The sequence below is a fragment of the Streptomyces poriferorum genome (genome assembly GCF_019399235.1).
Taxonomy (GTDB): domain Bacteria; phylum Actinomycetota; class Actinomycetes; order Streptomycetales; family Streptomycetaceae; genus Streptomyces; species Streptomyces poriferorum.
Genome location: NZ_JAELVH010000037.1, coordinates 14,411 through 33,596, shown reverse-complemented (window position 1 = coordinate 33,596; position 19,186 = coordinate 14,411). Strand labels below are relative to the sequence as shown.

The following is a 19,186-nucleotide window of genomic DNA, read 5'->3' as shown; positions in this document are numbered from 1 at the left end:
GCACGGGCCCACCCCCCTCCGGGCCCGTGCCCCGGCTTCCGGGGGGGGTGGTCGAATCCCTAGTCGGCGACGCTCAGCGCCGCGACCGGGCAGACGTTGACGGACTCCAGGACTTCCTCACGCAGCTTCTCGTCCGGTGTCTCGATCAGCAGGACGACCTTGCCGTCCTCGTCGTTCTGGTCGAAGACGGCGGGCGAGGTGATCACACAGGAACCGGCCGCGACACAACGCTCTTTGTCGACGATCACACGCATGGAAAACTCCTTTACCAGGTCACCGGCAGCTCGTGGACGCCGTCGATGAGGGCGTTGGCCTTGAAGGGCAGTTCGTCCAGGGCCGCGTCGAGACGCAGTCCGGGGATGCGGCGCAGCAGGGTCGTGAAGACGACCTCCAGCTGCATACGGACGAGCATCTGGCCCGCGCACTGGTGGCGTCCGAAGCCGAACGCCACGTTGTGGCGTGCCTCGCGGCGGGTCAGGTCCAGGGTGTTGGGGTCCTTGAAGACCGCCGGGTCGTGGTTCGAGGCGGAGAGCGAGCAGATGACGCCCTCGCCCTTGCGGATCAGCTGGCCGCCGATCTCGGCGTCCTCCAGCGCGACGCGGACGGTGCCGTGGTCGGAGATGCTGGAGTAGCGCGACAGCTCGTCGACGGCCTGGCCCGACAGCTCGGGGTGCTCGCGGAGCCAGTCGGCCTGCTCGGGGTGCTGGAGGAGGACGAGGGTGCCGATGGTGATGCCGTTGACGGTGCTCTCGTGACCGGCGGCGATCATGGCCCGTACGAGGGCGCTGATGTCGGCCGGTTCCAGCTCGTTCTTCTCCCCGTTGCGCTGGAGCAGACTGCTGATCAGGTCGTCGCCGGGGTTCTTCTGCCGCTCGGCGATGAGCTCGTAGAGGAGCACCTCGACCTCGGCGTTGGCCGAGGCGTGCTCCTCGGCGCTGCCCTGGGTGACGAGGAGGGTGACCCAGCGGTGGAACAGGTCGCGCGACTCGTGCGGTACGCCGGTCAGCTCGCACATGCCGATGGACGGCACGGGCATCGACAGCATAGACACCAGGTCCACCGGGCCGCCCCGCTCCAGCATCGCGTCGATGCACTCGTCGACGATCTCCTGGGTGCGCGGCCGCATCGCCTCGACGCGCTTCACGCTGAGTTCCGGCATCAGCATCATGCGGTGCGCGGTGTGCTCCGGCGGGTCCATGTGGAGCAGGGCCGGCTTGACCTTGCCGAGCAGTTCCATGGGGAAGTGGAACTGGAGCGGGTAGCCGGGGTCGGCCATGTTGGAGCTGAACCGCGGGTCGACCAGCATCTGCCGGACGTCCTNCTCCGGTGCGGGGTCCAGGGGGCAGCCGGTGCGCTCCAGGGGGAACGGGCGGGGCTGGGCGTGCGGACATGCGTCGACGAGATCGGACATGGTTCCTTCTCCAGAGGTCTCTGCGCTCGGTGGGTAGGGGGCGGCGCTCTCAGCCACGGGCCTTCTCGAGGCAGGCGCGTACGGCGGCGGCGGTGCGGGCGATGCTCTCGCTGAGCGGCAGCGCCCGCAGGTCTGCGGAGAGGACCTCCGCGGACGGGGTGACGTCGACGCCCTTGGCGTCCAGCGTGCGCAGCAGCCCGGTGATGTCGCAGTCGCCGTCGCCGGGCAGCAGCCGGCCGCTGAGGACCTCGTTCATGACGTCGGGGGACGGGGTGCTCGGGGCGTCCCCGAACTCCACGCCGGCGATCTGCGCGCCCGTGAGCTGGTCGACCGCGCCGAGGCCCGTCGGGTCGCGGAAGAGGTGCCACATGTCGATGAGCAGACCGGCGTTGGGGCGGTCGGCGGCGACGATGACGTCGGAGGCGACCTGGTAGGTGAAGCCGGGCATCACGGCCATGGCTTCGAGGGAGACGTCCAGCCCGCGGGCGGCCGCACGGTCGCACATCGCGCCGAAGCGCTCGGCGAGGACCTCGGTGGGGGGCATCTCGACACCGGTCGGGTACACGGCGCAGGACTTGACGGTGGGAATGCCGGCCAGCACGGCCAGCTCGAAGAGGCGGGTCTCCGACTCCAGGGCGGGGCCGCTCTCCTCCGGTCCGGCGTTCCAGCCGAACAGGACCTCCAGCTCGTGCAGCCGGACCCCGTATTCGGAGAGCAGGCCGCGCAGCTTGTCCGCCGAGTGGTCGGCGAGGAACGTCTCCAGTTCCTCGACGCTCATGCCCATCGAGACACAGTTGTTCTCGGCCAGCGCCGCCAGGCGTTCCTCCAGTGTGTACCGCACCGGCTCCTGCCAGACCGACCCGGTCAGCTGCAGATAGGCGAATCCCAGGTCGGTCCTGGTCAGAAGGGTCATGGTGTACCTCTCACTCGAAAGTCCTCGGCCGGTCCTGGTGCAGGCGGCAGGGGCGCGGCGCCGGCCTGGGCGCGTCCCACCGGAGGTGCGTCGGGTCCGGGGTGCCCCGGCCCCGCTCAGGCGGCGAGGCTGCGGCGGACGGGCTGGAGCGCCGTCCTCGGGTCCACGGCGACGACGTCGAAGTTCCCGGTGGTGACGGGAACGCGGCCGAAAAGGCTGTCCGGTCCCGCGACGTACAGCTTGCCGACACCGTGGCGGCGCAGGGCGTCGACGACGGCGGGCCAGCGGACCGGACGGACGAAGCCGTCCAGCAGCATGGTGCGGACCTCGTCGCCCGTGGTCAGCACGGTGCCGTCCTGGTCGGCGACGACCGGTATCCGGGGATCGTGGAAGGTCAGCGGGGCGAAGAGTTCTTCCTCGGCCCGCCGGCGCAGGGGGGCGAAGACGCTCGCGTGCATGGGCGGACGCATCGTGTAGAGCGGCAGGCCGCCGACCGAACGCAGCCGCTTGCCGAGCCACTCCAGCACGGTCTCGCGCAGCGACACCATGTAGAAGTCCTCGTCGACGTGGCAGGCGATCTCGTACCACTCGCCGCGCTCGTCGAGTTCGGCGAGCACGCGGTCCAGTTCGGGACGCGGGACGCGGGTGAACGAGTGGGTGACGACGTCGCGGTGGTTCTCGGCGAACCAGGACTCCAGGAGCCTGGCCCAGCCGGCGGTCAGGCGGACCGCGTCGGCGAAGTCCAGGACGCCGGTGTGGGCCGCCGCGGTCTTTCCGCCGAAGCTGGGGCCGACGCAGAGCGCGGGCTGCGGGTCGAACCGGTCCTGCGCCCAGTCGGCGAGGGCCAGGCAGTTGACGAGGAAGGCGACCTGCGCGTATTCGCTGTAGTCACCCTCGGTGTCGCGGTAGCGGTCGACGAGCGAGTAGCCGAGCGCGTCGTCGGCCTCGGCGACGAGCCGCCGGGCCACCGGGTTGATCAGCATGAACTTGGCCGAGTCCTGGAAGCGTGTGGGGCTCATGCCGGGGAAGACCAGCGCACCGCCGGTGCGGAAGTCGTGTCTCATGGTGTCCTGCCCTTCAGCACGTCGTTCCGGAGCGATCAGCCCGTCGGGCGCTTCGTTTCCGAACCGGTCGGGATCCAGGCTGAGGTCTGCCCGCCACCGCCAAAACCCCTAAGGTTCGCGAGTCCCAATTCCGTTGACAGCCATTCGCGTTGGACGCTCGGCGCACCGTCGCCCGGGCGGTGTAAAGGCACTTCCCCTCCACCCGGCGAGGCCCCGTAGAGCCCCTAAGGGTCCTGGGTCCGGAGCGGCGGCGGGCGGGAGCCGGTCCGCGGGCCGTGAGGCGGCGATGCCTGTCGGGGGGCCTTTTGTTCGGATCCGGCCGGCCCGGGCCCGACAGGGCCTAGGGGGGTGCCGGACAACTTAGGGGAGGGCACGGGGATCGCACCGGGTCTTCAATGAGGAACGGTTATCCCGATTCTGGCGCCGGTGCGAGCAGCCACCGCGCACCGTCGAGCCTTGGATGGGTGGGACCATGTCAGTGATTCAGGACGCCCCGTCGAACAACGGTGGTGACGACTCCGCGGAGTTCCGGCCCGATCTGAGCTCGCTGGTGGCTCAGGCCGCGGAGCTGAAGCGTGCGGCGCGCGAGGGAATGGGCCCGCGCTCCACGGAACAGCAGCACGCGCGGGGCAAGCTGACCGCTCCCGAGCGGCTGGAGCTGCTCTTCGACGCGGGGACGTTCCAGGAGGTGGAGTCGCTGCGGCGGCACCGGTCCACGGGCTTCGGCCTGGAGCACCGGCGGCCGAGCGGGGACGGGGTGATCACCGGATGGGGCCTGGTCCACGGGCGTACCGTGTTCGCGTACGCGCATGACTTCAGGGTCTTCGGCGGCTCGCTGGGCGAGGCGCACGCGCAGAAGATCCACAAGGTGATGGACCTGGCGATCTCGTCCGGCGCCCCGCTGGTGGGGCTGAGCGACGGTGCCGGGGCCCGGATCCAGGAGGGTGTGACGGCGCTCGCCGGATACGGCGGGATCTTCCGCCGCAATGTGCGGGCCTCCGGGGTGATCCCCCAGATCAGCGTGATCCTCGGACCGTGCGCGGGCGGTGCCACCTACTCGCCGGCGCTCACCGATTTCGTCTTCATGGTGCGGGACATCTCGCAGATGTACATCACCGGACCGGACGTGGTCCAGGCCGTCACCAACGAACGCGTGACGCACGAGCAGCTCGGCGGCGCGGAGGTCCACGGGACGGTCTCCGGCGCGGCCGGCTTCGTGTACGACGACGAGGCGGAGTGCCTGGACGAAGTCAGGCACCTGCTCTCCCTGCTGCCCGCGAACAACCGCGAACTCCCGCCCGAGGCACCGACCGACGACCCTGCGGACCGGCGGTGCGAGGCGCTGCTGAGCCTGGTGCCGCATCATGCCAACCAGTCGTACGACATGCGCGCGGTGATCCGGGAGATCGTCGATGACGAGGACTTCTTCGAGGTACACGCGCGGTGGGCCACCAACATCATCTGCGCGCTCGCCCGGCTGGACGGCCACACGGTCGGCATCGTGGCGAACCAGCCCGCCTCGCAGGCCGGGGTGCTGGACATCCACGCCTCGGAGAAGGCGGCGCGGTTCGTCCAGACCTGCGACGCGTTCAGCATCCCCCTGATCACACTGGTCGACGTGCCGGGCTTCCTGCCGGGCACCGACCAGGAGCACCAGGGCATCATCCGGCACGGCGCGAAGCTGCTCTACGCCTACTGCGACGCGACGGTCCCCCGTGTCCAGGTCATCCTGCGCAAGGCGTACGGCGGGGCCTACATCGTGATGGACTCACGTTCCATCGGAGCCGACCTGTCCTTCGCGTGGCCGACCAACGAGATCGCGGTGATGGGCGCGCAGGGCGCGGCGAACATCGTCTTCCGCCGGGAGATCGCCGCCGCGCCGGATCCCGCGGCGGCCCGCGAGCAGCGGATCAAGGAGTACCAGCAGGAGCTGATGCACCCGTACTACGCGGCCGAGCGCGGCCTGGTCGACGACGTGATCGATCCGGCCGAGACCCGCGCGGTGCTGGTGCGTTCCCTGGCGATGCTGCGGACCAAGGACGCGCCCGTCCCGGCCCGCAAGCACGGCAACCCCCCGACCTGAGCCCTGTGAGGAGTGACCGGACCCATGACCACTGCTGCCTGCTCCCCCGTGTCCGGAGCCGCGGACCCGGACCGCACCGGACCGGCGCTGCGCTTCCTCGGCGGTGTGCCGTCCGCCGAGGAGATCGCCGCGGTGACCGCCGCGCTGCTGAGCCTGCGCCGCGCCCCGGCGGACTGCCCGAAAACCGGCCGGGGCGTGGCGCCCCGGTGGAGCGCGCCGCTTCACTACCGGTCGCCCGGAAGCTGGGCGGCACGATGAGGCGAGGGCGCCGGCCCCCGCCGGCCCCGGCCCGACGGCCACAGTCGCAGTCACACCCGCAGTCACACCCGCAGAAGAAGGATGTAGAGCACTGATGACGGACGACTCACGGGAGACCGGACCCTGGATCCGGCGTTTCCATCCGGCACCCGAGGCCCGCACCCGCCTGGTCTGTTTCCCGCACGCGGGCGGATCGGCCACCTACTACTTCCCGGTGTCGCGTGCGCTGTCCCCGGCGATCGACGTTCTCGCGATCCAGTACCCGGGCCGCCAGGACCGGAGGCAGGAGCCCTGCGTCGAGGACATCGAGGAGCTGGCCGACCTCGTGGTGGAGGAGCTGGGCCCCTGGAAGGACCTGCCCCTGACCCTGTTCGGCCACAGCATGGGAGCCACGCTCGCGTTCGAGGTGGCCCGCCGGCTGGAGGCCGCTGGGACATCACCGGGGACGCTGTTCGCCTCCGGCCGCCGGGCGCCCTCCCGGGTGCGGGACGAGCGCGTGCATCTGGCGGACGACGACCGCCTCATCGCCGACATCACCCAGCTGAGCGGCACCGATGCCGCGGTGCTCGGCGATCCCGAGATCCTGCGCATGATCCTTCCGGCGATCCGCAGCGACTACAAGGCCGCGGAGACCTACCGCTACCGGCCGGGGCCGCCGCTCGGCCTGGACATCGTGGCGCTCGTCGGTGACACCGATCAACAGGTGACGGCCGACGAGGCGGCCGCATGGCGCGAGCACACCACGGCGTCGTTCGAGCTGCAGGTGTTCCCCGGCGGCCACTTCTTCCTCGACTCCCATGTGGCCCCGGTCCTCGACCTGATCCGCGCCCGCACGAGCGCGCTGACGGTCGGATCGTGAACGGCGGGGAACGACGGCACGTCCGGCCGTCGCTCCCGGCCGCACACGGGTGAGTCCCGTACGGGGCGCCGGCGACCGGCATCCCGTCCCGGCCCCAGTACGCCTGCCCCGGAATCGCCGCCGGGGCAGGCGTACTTCATGTACCGGGCAATGTATTCCGGACAGAGTTGCGCTTCCCTCACCAGAATCTAGACGACCGTACTAGACTAGCGTCTATCGCAGCATCGGGCAGTCCGCCCTCAAGAGCCGATGTGCGAGGCATCCCCGGTCGGCGCCGGTAAACGCACCGCCCGGACAGACATCCCATCCCCGCCCCGTGCAACACGGTCACGCCTCCTTCCCATGGTTGGCCGTCACCGACCGGCTATCGACTACGGAGGCCAGAGTGCCGGTACGACCAGAGAACGGCGTCACCTCACGCGTCACCGAGGACGGGTACCTCGAATTCCTCACCGCGGCGGACGGCACCAGTTACCGGTGCAGCCCCGTCGCCGCAGCCATGTGGATCGCATTGCGCCAGCACAACGGCCAACTCGGCCCGGCGGCCGAGATGCTGGCCGAACTGTGGTGTACGGACCCGGAGAACACCCGTACCGACATGGACATCTGGGTCAGCGAGCTGCGGGACGCCGGCCTGGTCCGCGACGAGCCCTGAGCGCGCGGCGACGCACGGCCCGCCGCCACAGCCGTCGGCACCCCGATCCGCCGTGTCCTCCCGGCCGTTGGGGCCCGCCCCGTTCAGGCGGCCGGGCCCGCGCCGGCGACGGCACCCTGGTGCAGCACCAGGATCGCCCTCATCGCCTCGGCCAGATCACGCCCCGAGGGCGCGGTCTCCGGCGAGAACAGCCACAGCGACATCACGCCGTTGAGCAGGGCGGCGTAGAACCGGCCGAGGGTGACCGCCATCTGCTCGTCGACCTCGCTCTCGTCCACGCCGTGGAAGAGAGCCACCAGCGCCGACCAGCCGAACGGCTGTGCCTTGGAGAGCCCTTCGCGCATCTGCGGCAGGTTCTCCGCGTGCACGGCGACCTCCACACTCAGCGCCCACAGGGGTTTGCGCTCGGGGAAGATCTCGACGATACGGTTCCAGACCAGTTCGAAGCGCTCGATCGGCGACGACGCGGATTCGAGATCGGCCCCGATCGCGGTGCCCGGACCGAACTCGTCCGCCCACTCCTGCATCGCCTGGACGTAGGCCTGAACGAGCAGGGCGTCCTTGGAACCGTAGTGGTACCCGATCGACGCCAGGGCGGTTCCCGATGCCGCCACGATGTCCCGGGCACTCGTCCGGGCGAAGCCCTTCTCCAGCAGACAGCGCTTCGCGCCTTCCAGAAGATCTTCACGGTGACCCACAGCACCACCCTCGCCTTGAAGCCGTCGGGGCATCTTAGACCGACCCAACTGCCTTGGAACGGCGAAGTGTTGACCGGAATATGCCGAACACGCCGCTGATCCGCCATGCGTGCAGCTTGTGGCCACTAGAGGATGCGGCAAGCGTGCGCCACACTCATAGGCGTGTAGCGTACGCACACGCGTTCCATATACGCCACACGCGTTCCATCAGGGCATTTTTCCCAATGCCGGGACAAGTCGAAGCGCAGCATGGGTTCGGGGGACACTGTGGATTTTGCCGAAAGAGAGCTGGAAGTAAGGGCGTTGCGCACCGCGCTCGGTGAGTGCCGGGGCGGCGCGACCCGCATCGTCGTCATCGAGGGAGCCGTGGGATGCGGCAAGAGTGAACTCATCGACTCCCTCGCCGAATGGGCCGATGCGGACGACCTCGTCCTGCGGGCGTTCGGTTCACCGACCGAGCGGGATCTCCCTCTGGGACTGATGCGGCAGCTGACCGGGGACGCACCGGCCGGCGCGCTCCCCGAGTTCTCCGCGGCGCCGGACGGCGAACCGCAGGTCAGCGCGATGCGCGAGTTCCAGGCGGCGTTGGAGCTGCTGAGCGCGACGACGCCGGTCGTGATCTCCGTCGACGACGTGCACCACGCGGACAGCGCCTCCCTGCGCTATCTCCAGCACATCGTCCGGCACAGCCGCTCCACCCGGATGCTGCTGGTGCTCACGACACCCCTGCACCAGGACAGCCAGGACGCCTCCTTCGGTACGGAGCTGCTGCGCAGCCGCAACGTCCGGCGCATCCGGCTGCGGCGGCTCACCCCCGAGGGCTGCCGGCGCGTCGCGGCCACCTCCCCCGGCCCCACACCGCGCGAGGCACTTTCGGGCGAGCTGCACGCGATCAGCGGGGGCAACCCGTTGCTGCTGCGCGCGCTCCTGGAGGAGTACCGCTCCGCGCCCGCCACCACCGACGACTTCCGCCCCGAGCAGGGCGGGCTGTTCGGACAGGCAGTCCTGACCTGTCTGCGGCACAGCGGGCCGCGCATGCTGGACCTCGGAGCGGCGCTCGCCGTGCTGGGCGACGCGTACACCCCGGAACGGGCCGGCAGACTCCTGGGCATCCCGGCGTTCACCGCCGCGCAGTCGGTCGCCTCGCTGTCCGCCTCCGGCATCCTCAGCGGTCACCGTTTCCCGCACCCGCACACCCAGACGGCCGTCCTCGATCAGGTCCCGGCCGATGTGCTGGCCGGCCTGCATCTGCGTACCGGCGAACTCCTCCACGCGGAGGGCGAATCCGTCACCCGGATCTCCGGACATCTGCTCACCGCGGCCCAGTTGGGCGGATCGCTCATCGCCCTCCCCTGGGCGGTGGACGTACTGCGGGAGGCCGCCGAGGACCTGCTGACGCACAGCGACCCCGCCCGGGCGACCCAGGCTCTCGAACTCGCCCATGAACTGAGCCGTGACGAGCAGCAGCGGGCCGACATCAAGACCCGGCTCGCGGCCGTCACCTGGCGGGTCAACCCAGGACGGGCGGAGAAGCACCTGTCCGCTCCGCTCGCAGTGCTCCGCGCCGGCCGCCTGGCCGCGGAGCGCCTGGCACCGCTGGCCGAACTCCTCACCTGCCAGGGCCGGGTCGCCGAGGCGGGAGAGGTGATGTCCAGGATCCTCCGGGAGACCGTGGCGGGCAGCACCGGGGGCCAGGACCGCAACGGATTCGGACCCCGCCCGGACGAGGACCCCGGAGTCACCGGCACCCGGACCGAGAATCCGCCCGGCCCCGGTGAGGGAAGGCTCGCGCCCGGGGCCGGGAGCAGTACGGAGACCACGGCCGCCGAACGCTTCCTGCGTACGACCGTCCTCACCGAAGACACCCTGGAACCGGTCATGCGGGCGCTGCGGTCACTCGCCTACTTCGGTCACCCCGAACAGGCCGCCGCCTGCTGCCGCGAGCTGATCTCCGAGGCCGAGCGGCAGAAGGCCCCGGCCTGGCAGGCCCTGTTCTCCTCGGCTCTCGCGGCGGTGCTTCTGCGGCTGAGCGATCTGCACTCCGCCGAGGAGTACGCGTGCCGGGCACTCGACTGCCTGCCGGAACAGAGCAGCAGCGCGTTCATCGGGAGCCCGACCGCCACCCTGATCCGTGCGCGCACGCTCATGGGGAACCATGCGGCAGTCGCCCGCCAGCTCCACCAGCCCGTCTCGGACACACTGTTCAAGAGCACCCACGGCCTCGCGTATCTGCGCGCCCGCGGTCTCTACCTGATGGCGACGCATCAGCTCCACGCTGCCCTTGGCGACTTCCTGGAAGCGGGCCGGCTCGCCAGGAGCTGGGGCGTGGACCGGCCGGCGGTGCTGCCCTGGCGCACGGACGCGGCCGACGTTCTGTTCCGGCTCGGCGAGACCCAGCGGGCCAGGACTCTCGTGGAGCAGCAGTTCGCCGACCCGGACGCGCGCCGGCCCTGGGTGCGCGGAATCAGCCTGCGTCTACGCGCGGTGACCTCGGATCCGCGCCAGCGGCTCACCCTGCTCAACCAGTCGGTCGATGAGCTCAGCCGGTCCGGCGACCGGGTGGAGCTGGCCCGTTCACTCGCGGAGCTGGGCCGCGCCCTGCGGGCGGTCGGCGAGCCCGCCCGTGCGGACTCGGTGATCCGCAGGGCCTGGAGCCTGGCCCGGGAGTGCGGTGCCGAGACCCTGTGCGAGGAGTTCAGCCCGGAACTCGGTCCGGAGGACCGGATGCGCCGGCGCGGCGCCCCGGAGGAGTTCCGCTCCGATCTCGACACGAAGCTCAGCGACTCCGAGCGCCGGGTGGCCACTCTCGCGGCGAGCGGCTACACCAACCGGGAGATCTCCCTGAAGCTGCACATCACCGTCAGTACCGTCGAGCAGCACCTGACGCGCGTCTACCGCAAGCTCAACATCACGCGCCGGCAGGATCTTCCGGTCGACCTCCACCTTGCGGTCTCCACGGCCGAAGCGGTCTGATGAGCCGAAGCGGTCCGGCCGGCCGGGGACACTCCCACCGGCCGGGCCGGTCCGATCAGCCGGCTGCAACCCGATGGAAGGACTGACCTCCTTGACCCCCGGAAAGCTGTTCGCGCTCAGCGACCAGCACGTCGCCCATACGGAGAATCGGCGCATCACCGAGTCGATCCGGCCGGAGTCCGATGACGACTGGCTGCTCGTCGCAGGGGATGTCGGCGAGAAGTTCGAGGACATCGCCTGGGCGCTGGGACTCCTCGCCGGGCGATTCCGCCAGGTCGTCTGGGCCCCCGGCAACCACGAGTTGTGGACCCATCCCGCCGACCCCGTCACTCTGCGCGGCGTGGAACGCTACGAGTCCCTGGTCGAACTGTGCCGGGAACTGGGCGTGTCGTCCCCGGAGGATCCGTACCCGGTCTGGCACGGCGGCGAGGAGCCCGTCACCGTCGCCCCGTTGTTCGTGCTGTACGACTACTCCTTCCGCGCTCCCGGGACCCACACGAAGGAGGAGTCCCTGCGCGTCGCCCACGAGGCGGGGGTGGTGTGCACCGACGAGTACCTGCTCCACCCCGACCCGTACCCGTCGCGTGACGCCTGGTGCCGCGCCCGGGTCGCCCTCACCGAGGAACGGCTCGCGGCCGTCGACCCGCGGCACCGCACGGTCCTGGTCAACCACTATCCGCTGGTCCGGGACCCCACGCGGATCCTGACGTATCCCGAGTTCGCCCAGTGGTGCGGCACGGAGCTGACCGCGGAATGGCACCTGCGCTTCCGGGCGGCCGCCGTCGTCTACGGCCACCTCCACATCCCGAGGGTCACCTGGCACGACGGCGTCCGCTTCGAGGAGGTGTCGATCGGGTACCCGAGGGAGTGGCGTTCCCGGCCGCCCCGCTCGCCGCTGCGCCAGATCCTGCCGGGCCCCGCGTCGGAGCACACGGCATGATCGGCGCCGTGCTGCCTCCGGACGTGGCCGCCGTGAGCGTGTTCGGAGATCCGCCGCCCGCGGACGGCCGCGGGCTCTTCCCGGCGGAGACGGCGGCGATCGCCCGTTCGGTGCCGCACCGCCGCGCCGAGTTCACCACCGTCCGGATGTGCGCACGCAGCGCCCTGGACAAGCTCGGGATTCCCCCGGTTCCCCTGGTGCCGGGGAAGCGGGGCGCGATCGACTGGCCGGCCGGTGTGGCCGGCAGCATGACCCACTGCACCGGCTTCCGTGCGGCGGCGGTCGCCCGCACCGAGGTCGCCGTGTCACTCGGCATCGACGCGGAGCCGAATCTGCCACTGCCCGACGGCATCCTGGAGGTCGTCTCCCTGCCGCGCGAGCGGGCCGCGCTCGCCGGACTCTCCCGGCAGCGCCCGGACGTGCACTGGGACCGGGTGCTGTTCAGCGCCAAGGAATCGGTGTTCAAGACCTGGTATCCGCTGACCCGGCGCGAGCTCGACTTCACGGAGGCGGAGCTCGACTTCGACCCCGGCGCGGGCACGTTCTCGGCGCGGCTCCTGGTGCCCGGACCCGAAGTGGCCGGGCACCGTCACGGCACGTTCCCGGGGCGCTGGACCGTGGGGCACGGCTTCGTCCTGACCGCGATCGTCCTGCCGGGCTGAAGCAGCCCGCCCGTCCACGGGCCGCCCGGTGCGGGCGCGCGCCGGAATTGTTCCGCGTTCCCTTCATGCGGCGTGCCCAAACGGTGTCACGATCTGAACGCAAGTAAAGGGAAAGTAAATGAAACGCATTAATTGAGTAAATGTTGTTCGATGGGCAACCCACTCAGTTACGCTCATGATCGACCGAACCAAATCGGAATAACTTACCGGAAATCCTGGACGAGGGAGACAATTCCCTGACCCAGCACCACCGGGCCGTCCCCACCGAGCACCCTTGTGTTAATTTCCGCCACCCGTTGCGAAACTTTGCGTATTCCCTCTCTCCACTGCTTGGCCGTACTCTCGGATCACTCGTGAGTGGATTTGCACTCCATTTCTTTTCACGAAATCTGGATACCTTATAGTTGACGCCCGAACGACCTGCGGGCGCAAGGGGGAGCAGCGAATGCCGGCAGCCAGAGGGTCCCACTCGGTCGGGGAACGCACACCACTGGACCACGGCGCACCGTCGCAACGCATCCGCGGCGGCGGGCCACCGTTCGACCGCGACGAGAGACGGCCGGCCCCGGTGGACCCTCCGCCCTTCACGGCAGGCGGCCCCGCGGGCGTCACGGCCTTTCACACACTGGTCAGCGGGATGAGCAGCCGCTGCGAGCGAGAACTCCTCCTCGTACTGCCGAGCGGCGCCCGCCCCTGTCACGCGTTCCCGGCCGCCCGGACCATCGCCCTGGACCTGCTGGGCCGCGGAGTGCGGGCCCGGCTGATCTACCAGCACGCCGTACGCGGCGACCTGGTCACACGCGCTCTGGTCCGGGAGCTGACCCAGCACGGGGCCGAGGTCAGGACCAGCGCCGAACTGATCGATCCGCTCGTCGCCTTCGACCGCGAAACCCTCGTCCTGCCCCACTCACCGGACTCCTCGGGGGAGGCCGGCATGACGGCGGCGGTCGCGGTGCGGGACCCGGCGATGGTGGCGTTCGCCTGTGCCGCTTTCGAGAACCTGTGGAACACCGCATGCCCGCTCATTCCCGACGCAAAGGACACCCCGCACACGATCGACGCCCTCAAGAAGTCGATAGTGCGCCTTATGGCGATGGGCCACAAGGACGAAATGGTGGCTCGCCGACTCGGCATATCGGTCCGCACCTGCCGTCGGCATATAGCGGAAATCATGGATGAACAGGGCGCCATCAGCCGTTTCCAAGCCGGTGTTGTCCTGACCCGGGCGGGCCTCGTCGACGACCCTTTTCCGGCGGACCCGACAGGCCTGGCGGAGAACTTTTCCGCCTCACCGAATAATTCCCGCGCCACGGAAGGGCCGTCGCCCTCCGCAGAGCCCGGAACATCACTCACGTAACGAACCGGACGGTTGCGTACGTATCGAGTGTCCGCCGGAATTCCGCTGTGCCGCCCCTCGCGCAGAACGACGTCGGCTCCCAGTACCTCACCGAGGTCCTGGGAGCCGACGTCGCGTTCGTGCCCGGTGCCGGGCCCTACTTGGTCCACTCCGACCAGCTCATGTTCCAGCCGTTGAGACCGTTGTCCGGCTGGATGGTGCTGTCGTGGGAGTTCTTGACGACCACGACGTCCCCGATGAGGGAGCTGTTGAAGAACCAGGCAGCCGGAGTGCTCGGGTCACCGGCACCGCGCGCGTCCTGCAGACCGACACAGCCGTGGCTGGTGTTGGTCGAGCCGAAGATGCCCGAACCGCCCCAGTAGTTGCCGTGGATGAACGTGCCCGACGTGGACAGGCGCATCGCGTGCGGCACGTCCTTGATGTCGTACTCGCCGCCGAAGCCCACGGTGTCACCGTTCATCCGGGTCACCCGGAGCTTCTCGCTGATGACCATCTGGCCGTTGTACGTGGTGGTGGCCGGGGCGCCCGCCGAGATCGGGATGTCCTTGATCTGCCTGCCGTCGCGGACGACCTTCATCCGGTGCGACTCCGCGTCGACGGTGCTGACCTGCCGGCGTCCGACGGTGAACGAGACCGTCTTGGCCTGCTTGCCGTAGACCCCCGGACGTCCCTCGACACCGTCGAGGTCGAGCTTCACGGTCACCTTGGTGCCCGCGGCCCAGTAGTCCTCGGGACGGAAGTCCAGACGGTCGTTGCCGAACCAGTGGCCCTCGATCTCGACGGCGGGTTCGGCCGTCACCTCGATGGCCCGCTCGACCGACTCCGGGTCGGTGATGCCCCGGGTGAAGTGGATCGAGACGGGCATTCCGACGCCGACCGTGGAACCGTCCTCCGGGGTGTACTGCCCGATGAAGGTGTTCTTCGGGACCAGCGTGGTGAAGGTGGTGTCCTTCGCCGACTCACGGCCCTTCACGTCCTTGGCGACCGCGTGGACGGTGTACTTCGTCGCCGACGCCAGGTGCCGCTCCGGCGCCCAGCTCGTACCGTCGGCCGCGATCTTCCCCTCGACCTCGGCCCCCTTCGGGTCGGAGACCTTGACCGTGGCCAGCTTCCCCTGCTCGGCCGAGATCTTCAGCGCCCCGCTCGTGGCGACGGAGTCGGCGCCGTCCTTCGGCACGATGTTCACGACGGCCTGCGAGGCCGTGGTGTCCCCGGTCCCCGCTCCGACCGCCTTGCCGCCCTTGCTCCCGCCGTCGGTGTCTCCCCCGCCGCACGCCGTCACCAGCAACAGCAGCGCGCCCAGTACCAGAGCCGCCAGACCCGTGGACCCTCGCCCCCGCCGCCTGCTGTCCGCCCCGGCCGATGCCCCCGATATCGGCTGCCCGTTCAATGTGGTCGTCTCCCCTCACACGGCCTGGTCCCGCCAAGGCCCCAGGGAGCCCGCAGGCTCCCACCCCCGCACGCTGCACACGCGCGCTCAGCGAAAGATAATCACACCGACTGCGGGCAGATCTCCTCCGGAATGTCACCGTTCAGTCCCAACTCGCCCCAGGACTTCGCCTGGTCGGGCGCGCTGCCGCCGCCATGGGGCCGGTACGCCGGACGGCGCGGCCGAAGCGGCCGCGCCGTCGAGAGGGACCGGGGGGACGCCCCCGGGTGTCAGCGGAGTGCGGAACCCGCCTTCCAGCGCTTCCAGTCCATGTTCCAGCCGCCCAGACCGTTGTCCGGAGCGACCTTCTTGTCCTTGGAGTTGACGACCTCGACGACGTCCCCGATCAGCGTCCGGTCGAAGAACCAGCCGGCCGGGGTGGAGCCGCTGCCGCCCTGCACGTCGCGCAGCCCGATGCAGCCGTGGCTGACGTTGGTCGAACCGAAGATGTCTTCGTCGGACCAGTAGTTGCCGTGCAGGAAGGTGCCGGACTCGGTGAGCCGGATGGCGTGCGGGACGTCCTTGATGTCGTACTCACCGCCGAAGCCGACGGTCCGCCCGTCCATCCGTGTCACCTCGTGCATCTCGCTGACCACCATCTTCCCGTTGTACGTGGTCGTCGTCGGGGAGCCCGCGGTGATCGGGACGGAGGAGACGAGCTGTCCGTCCCGGCGCACCTCCATCGTGTGCGCGGCCGAGTCCACCCGGGACACCTGCTCCCGGCCGATGGTGAACCGGACCGTCTTGCGCTGGCTGCCGTACACCCCCGGCGCCCCCTCCACATCGCGCAGCCCCACCTCGACGGTCACCTCGGTGCCCGGCTGCCAGTAGGCGGCCGGGCGGAAGTCCAGCCGCTTGTCGCCGAACCAGTGCCCCGCGATCTCCACCGCCGGATCGGCCGTCACCCGGATGGCCCGCTGCACGGCCGCGCGACGGGTGACGGGCCGGTTGAACGCGAAGGAGACGATCATGCCGGTGCCGACCGTCGACCGGTTCTCCGGTTTGAAGTACCCGATGAAGCGGTGCCCTGGGACCTCCGTGGTGAAGGTGGTGTGGCGGGCCGCGCGGTGCCCCGCACCGTCCACGGCCACCACGTCGACGCTGTACTTGGCGGCGAGCCCGAGCCGGGCGGACACCCCCTGCGGGGACCAGGAGAGCCCGTCCTCGGCGATCAGGCCACGCACCTCCTGCTGCTGCGCGTCCTCGATCCGGGTCACCTCGACGCTCTCCAGCCGCCCGTCGGGCACCTTCACCTCGACCCGGGTGTCCGGCGCGACGTCGCCGGCCCCGTCCTGCGGGGTGATCCGGATGGCTTCCTGCGGCGAGCGGGACTTCCCGCCGATGATCGAATCCGTACCCGAGCAGCCCGTCAGGACAGCCAGTACGGCCAGTACGGCGAGCAGTCCCGACCGGGCCTTCACGGTCGCCGGGCTCGCCCCTGCCTTCTTCGCTACGTGGTTCACGTCCCCCCAACGACGGGGGCGGTCCGGGGGAAACGTGAGTGCGGGCCCCCTCGTGGGCAGAACAGAGGGGACGACCACACTCGGGGAGCCGCGGCCGGGACGCCGCACACCCCATTTCCGGTGCCGGTCCCATGAGCCGCGGGAGGCAGCAGGTGTCGAGCGCAGCCGAGCAGGAGGCAGTGCCGAGGACGGCCACGGGGCCGTCCGGGACGGCGGCGGCGGAGCCTGCGCCGGCCACCGGATCCGGCCGGGCCACCGGCCCCGCGCAGCGGGCGCCCGCGGTGTGGCCGGGGGCGCCGACCCCTCTGGGAGCCCGCTTCAGAGTGGGCCCCGACGGGGTCGCGGGCACAAACTTCGCCCTCTGGGCCGGCGGAGCGGAGGCCGTCGAACTCTGCCTCTTCGACGAGGACGGCACCGAGACCCGACTCCCGCTGGCCGAACTGACCCACGAGATCTGGCACGGTTTCGTGCCCGGCGTACGCCCCGGCCGGCGCTACGGCTACCGGGTGCACGGCCGCTGGGATCCGTGGACCGGCGCCCGGTGGAACGCGGCGAAGCTGCTCCTCGATCCGTACGCTCGGGCGGTCGACGGCGATTTCACCCTTCCGGCCGAGGTGTACGGCCATGTGAGGGACTGGCCCCAGCAGCATGTCGCCGACACCGTGCGCGACGAACGGGACTCCGCTCCGTACGTCCCCAAGGGGGTCGTCGTCCATGACGACGACGACTGGGCCGAGGACCGCCGCCCCAAGACGCCCTGGGCCGACTCCGTCATCTACGAGCTGCACGTCCGCGGCTTCACCGCCCGCCACCCCGGTATCCCCCAGGAGCTGCGCGGCACCTACGCGGGGCTCGCGCACCCGGCGGCCATCGGCCACCTGCGGCGCCTCGGGGTGACGGCCGTGGAGCTGCTGCCGGTGCACCAGTTCGCCCACGAGGACCATCTGCTGCGGCGCGGGCTGCGCAACTACTGGGGCTACAACTCGATCGGGTACTTCGCCCCGCACGCCGCGTACTCCGCGAGCGGCACGGCGGGCGAACAGGTCGGCGAGTTCAAGCGGATGGTGCGCGCCCTGCACGACGCGGGGATCGAGGTGATCCTCGACGTCGTCTACAACCACACGGCCGAGGCGGGCGAACTGGGCCCGATGCTGTCGCTGCGCGGCATCGACAACCGCGGCTACTACCGGCTCCAGGCCGACGCCCGCAGATACGCGGACTACACGGGCTGCGGCAACACCCTGCACGTGGTGCAGCCGAACGTACTGCGGCTGATCACCGACTCGCTGCGGTACTGGGTGACGGAGATGGGCGTCGACGGATTCCGTTTCGACCTGGCCGCGGCGCTGGCCCGTTCGATGCACGACGTCGACATGCTGTCCCCCTTCCTCGCGGTGATCGCCCAGGACCCGGTGCTGCGCCGGGTGAAGCTGATCGCCGAACCGTGGGACGTCGGCAACGGCGGGTACCAGGTCGGGGCGTTCCCCCCGCTGTGGACCGAGTGGAACGACCGCTACCGGGACGCCGTACGGGACTTCTGGCGAGGCGCCCTCCCGGACGTGCGCGATCTGGGCTACCGGCTGACCGGGTCGAGCGACCTGTACGCCTGGGGCGGCCGGCGGCCGTACGCCTCCGTCAACTTCGTCACCGCGCACGACGGGTTCACCCTGCGCGACCTGGTGAGCTACGAGCACAAGCACAACGAGGCCAACGGCGAGGGCAACCGGGACGGCACCTCGGACAACCGGGCCTGGAACTGCGGCGTCGAGGGCGAGACCGAAGACGCGGGTGTCAACGCGCTGCGCCGCCGCCAGCTGCGCAACCTTCTCACCACGCTCCTGCTCTCCACGGGGGTGCCGATGCTCGTCGCGGGCGACGAGATGGGCCGCACCCAGGACGGCAACAACAACGCCTACTGCCAGGACAACGAGATCGGCTGGGTGGACTGGTCGCTGCTGGAACAGCCGCAGTGGCGGGAGCTGACCGAGCTGACGTCCCGGGTGCTGGCGCTGCGCCACACCCATCCGGTACTGCGGCGCCGGGCGTTCTTCTCCGGGCGGTCCCAGGCGCCCGACGGGCTGCGGGACCTGGCGTGGTTCACCCGGCAGGGCGCGGAGATGACGGAGGAGGACTGGTACGCACCGGCCGCCACGGTCGGGCTCTACCTCTCAGGCCGCGACATCCCGGGCCGCGACGCCCGGGGCGAGCAGGTGACCGACGACAGCTTCCTCGCGGTGCTGCACGCCGGGGACCGTCCCGCCGACTTCCTGCTGCCGGGACCGCCGTGGGCGGACGCGTACGAACTGGTCCTGGACACCTCGCGGGAGGACCAGTCCGCCGCACCGGGCACGGTCCACGAGGGCGGCGCGGTCTTCGAGGTGCCGGCGCGCTCGGTGCTGCTGCTGCGGGTGCGGTCGTGAC

Annotated in this window: 16 protein-coding genes; 9 read left to right on the top strand and 7 right to left on the bottom strand. The window is 70.4% G+C overall.

The window, feature by feature from the left end:
• Positions 1-59 precede the first annotated feature (59 nt).
• The 4 genes from JGS39_RS09865 to JGS39_RS09850 form a co-directional block, all read right to left on the bottom strand.
• Positions 60-254, bottom strand: a complete 195-nt coding sequence (locus JGS39_RS09865; RefSeq protein ID WP_219568384.1) for a ferredoxin — start codon at positions 252-254, stop codon at positions 60-62.
• An 11-nt stretch (positions 255-265) separates the two neighbouring features.
• A complete protein-coding gene (locus JGS39_RS09860; RefSeq protein ID WP_443742927.1) occupies positions 266-1,015 on the bottom strand; it encodes a cytochrome P450 in 750 nt (249 codons plus the stop codon).
• A 445-nt stretch (positions 1,016-1,460) separates the two neighbouring features.
• Positions 1,461-2,324: a sugar phosphate isomerase/epimerase family protein gene (locus JGS39_RS09855; RefSeq protein ID WP_219568382.1), complete on the bottom strand. Its 864-nt coding sequence runs from the start codon at positions 2,322-2,324 to the stop codon at positions 1,461-1,463.
• Positions 2,325-2,440: 116 nt separating this feature from the next.
• On the bottom strand, positions 2,441-3,307 hold the full coding sequence (locus JGS39_RS09850; RefSeq protein WP_236064188.1) for an ACP S-malonyltransferase: 867 nt from the start codon (positions 3,305-3,307) through the stop codon (positions 2,441-2,443).
• 673 nt (positions 3,308-3,980) lie between these two features.
• On the opposite strand from JGS39_RS09850, the gene JGS39_RS09845 reads away from it, so the two are divergent.
• The 4 genes from JGS39_RS09845 to JGS39_RS09830 all read left to right on the top strand — a co-directional run bounded on the left by JGS39_RS09845 (position 3,981) and on the right by JGS39_RS09830 (position 7,243).
• The gene (locus JGS39_RS09845; protein WP_329543176.1) at positions 3,981-5,471 is read left to right on the top strand and encodes an acyl-CoA carboxylase subunit beta; all 1,491 of its coding nucleotides are present in this window, start codon (positions 3,981-3,983) and stop codon (positions 5,469-5,471) included.
• Positions 5,472-5,495: 24 nt separating this feature from the next.
• Positions 5,496-5,729: an acyl-CoA carboxylase epsilon subunit gene (locus JGS39_RS09840; protein ID WP_219568380.1), complete on the top strand. Its 234-nt coding sequence runs from the start codon at positions 5,496-5,498 to the stop codon at positions 5,727-5,729.
• A gap of 94 nt (positions 5,730-5,823) precedes the next feature.
• Positions 5,824-6,588, top strand: coding sequence for a thioesterase II family protein (locus tag JGS39_RS09835; protein ID WP_219568379.1), 765 nt, complete (start codon positions 5,824-5,826; stop codon positions 6,586-6,588).
• A 385-nt stretch (positions 6,589-6,973) separates the two neighbouring features.
• A complete protein-coding gene (locus tag JGS39_RS09830) occupies positions 6,974-7,243 on the top strand; it encodes a PqqD family protein (protein ID WP_219568378.1) in 270 nt (89 codons plus the stop codon).
• Between the two features lie 83 nt (positions 7,244-7,326).
• On the opposite strand, the gene JGS39_RS09825 is transcribed toward JGS39_RS09830, so the two are convergent.
• Positions 7,327-7,941, bottom strand: coding sequence for a TetR/AcrR family transcriptional regulator (locus JGS39_RS09825; protein WP_219568377.1), 615 nt, complete (start codon positions 7,939-7,941; stop codon positions 7,327-7,329).
• A gap of 267 nt (positions 7,942-8,208) precedes the next feature.
• On the opposite strand from JGS39_RS09825, the gene JGS39_RS09820 reads away from it, so the two are divergent.
• The 4 genes from JGS39_RS09820 to JGS39_RS09805 all read left to right on the top strand — a co-directional run bounded on the left by JGS39_RS09820 (position 8,209) and on the right by JGS39_RS09805 (position 13,873).
• Positions 8,209-10,914, top strand: a complete 2,706-nt coding sequence (locus JGS39_RS09820) for a helix-turn-helix transcriptional regulator (RefSeq protein WP_308120292.1) — start codon at positions 8,209-8,211, stop codon at positions 10,912-10,914.
• 73 nt (positions 10,915-10,987) lie between these two features.
• Positions 10,988-11,854 (top strand): metallophosphoesterase family protein, encoded by an 867-nt coding sequence (locus JGS39_RS09815; RefSeq protein ID WP_219568375.1) that lies wholly within the window; start codon positions 10,988-10,990, stop codon positions 11,852-11,854.
• A complete protein-coding gene (locus tag JGS39_RS09810; RefSeq protein WP_219568374.1) occupies positions 11,851-12,516 on the top strand; it encodes a 4'-phosphopantetheinyl transferase family protein in 666 nt (221 codons plus the stop codon). The genes JGS39_RS09815 and JGS39_RS09810 overlap by 4 nt, the downstream gene beginning before the upstream one ends.
• Positions 12,517-13,153: 637 nt before the next feature.
• Positions 13,154-13,873, top strand: a complete 720-nt coding sequence (locus JGS39_RS09805) for a helix-turn-helix domain-containing protein (protein ID WP_236064185.1) — start codon at positions 13,154-13,156, stop codon at positions 13,871-13,873.
• A gap of 136 nt (positions 13,874-14,009) precedes the next feature.
• Here the strand turns inward: JGS39_RS09805 and JGS39_RS09800 are convergent, their stop codons facing one another.
• On the bottom strand, positions 14,010-15,263 hold the full coding sequence (locus JGS39_RS09800) for a L,D-transpeptidase (protein ID WP_219568372.1): 1,254 nt from the start codon (positions 15,261-15,263) through the stop codon (positions 14,010-14,012).
• A gap of 269 nt (positions 15,264-15,532) precedes the next feature.
• Positions 15,533-16,765 (bottom strand): L,D-transpeptidase, encoded by a 1,233-nt coding sequence (locus JGS39_RS09795; protein ID WP_219568371.1) that lies wholly within the window; start codon positions 16,763-16,765, stop codon positions 15,533-15,535.
• 152 nt (positions 16,766-16,917) lie between these two features.
• On the opposite strand from JGS39_RS09795, the gene glgX reads away from it, so the two are divergent.
• On the top strand, positions 16,918-19,185 hold the full coding sequence (gene glgX, locus JGS39_RS09790) for a glycogen debranching protein GlgX (protein ID WP_219568370.1): 2,268 nt from the start codon (positions 16,918-16,920) through the stop codon (positions 19,183-19,185).
• Position 19,186 lies beyond the last annotated feature (1 nt).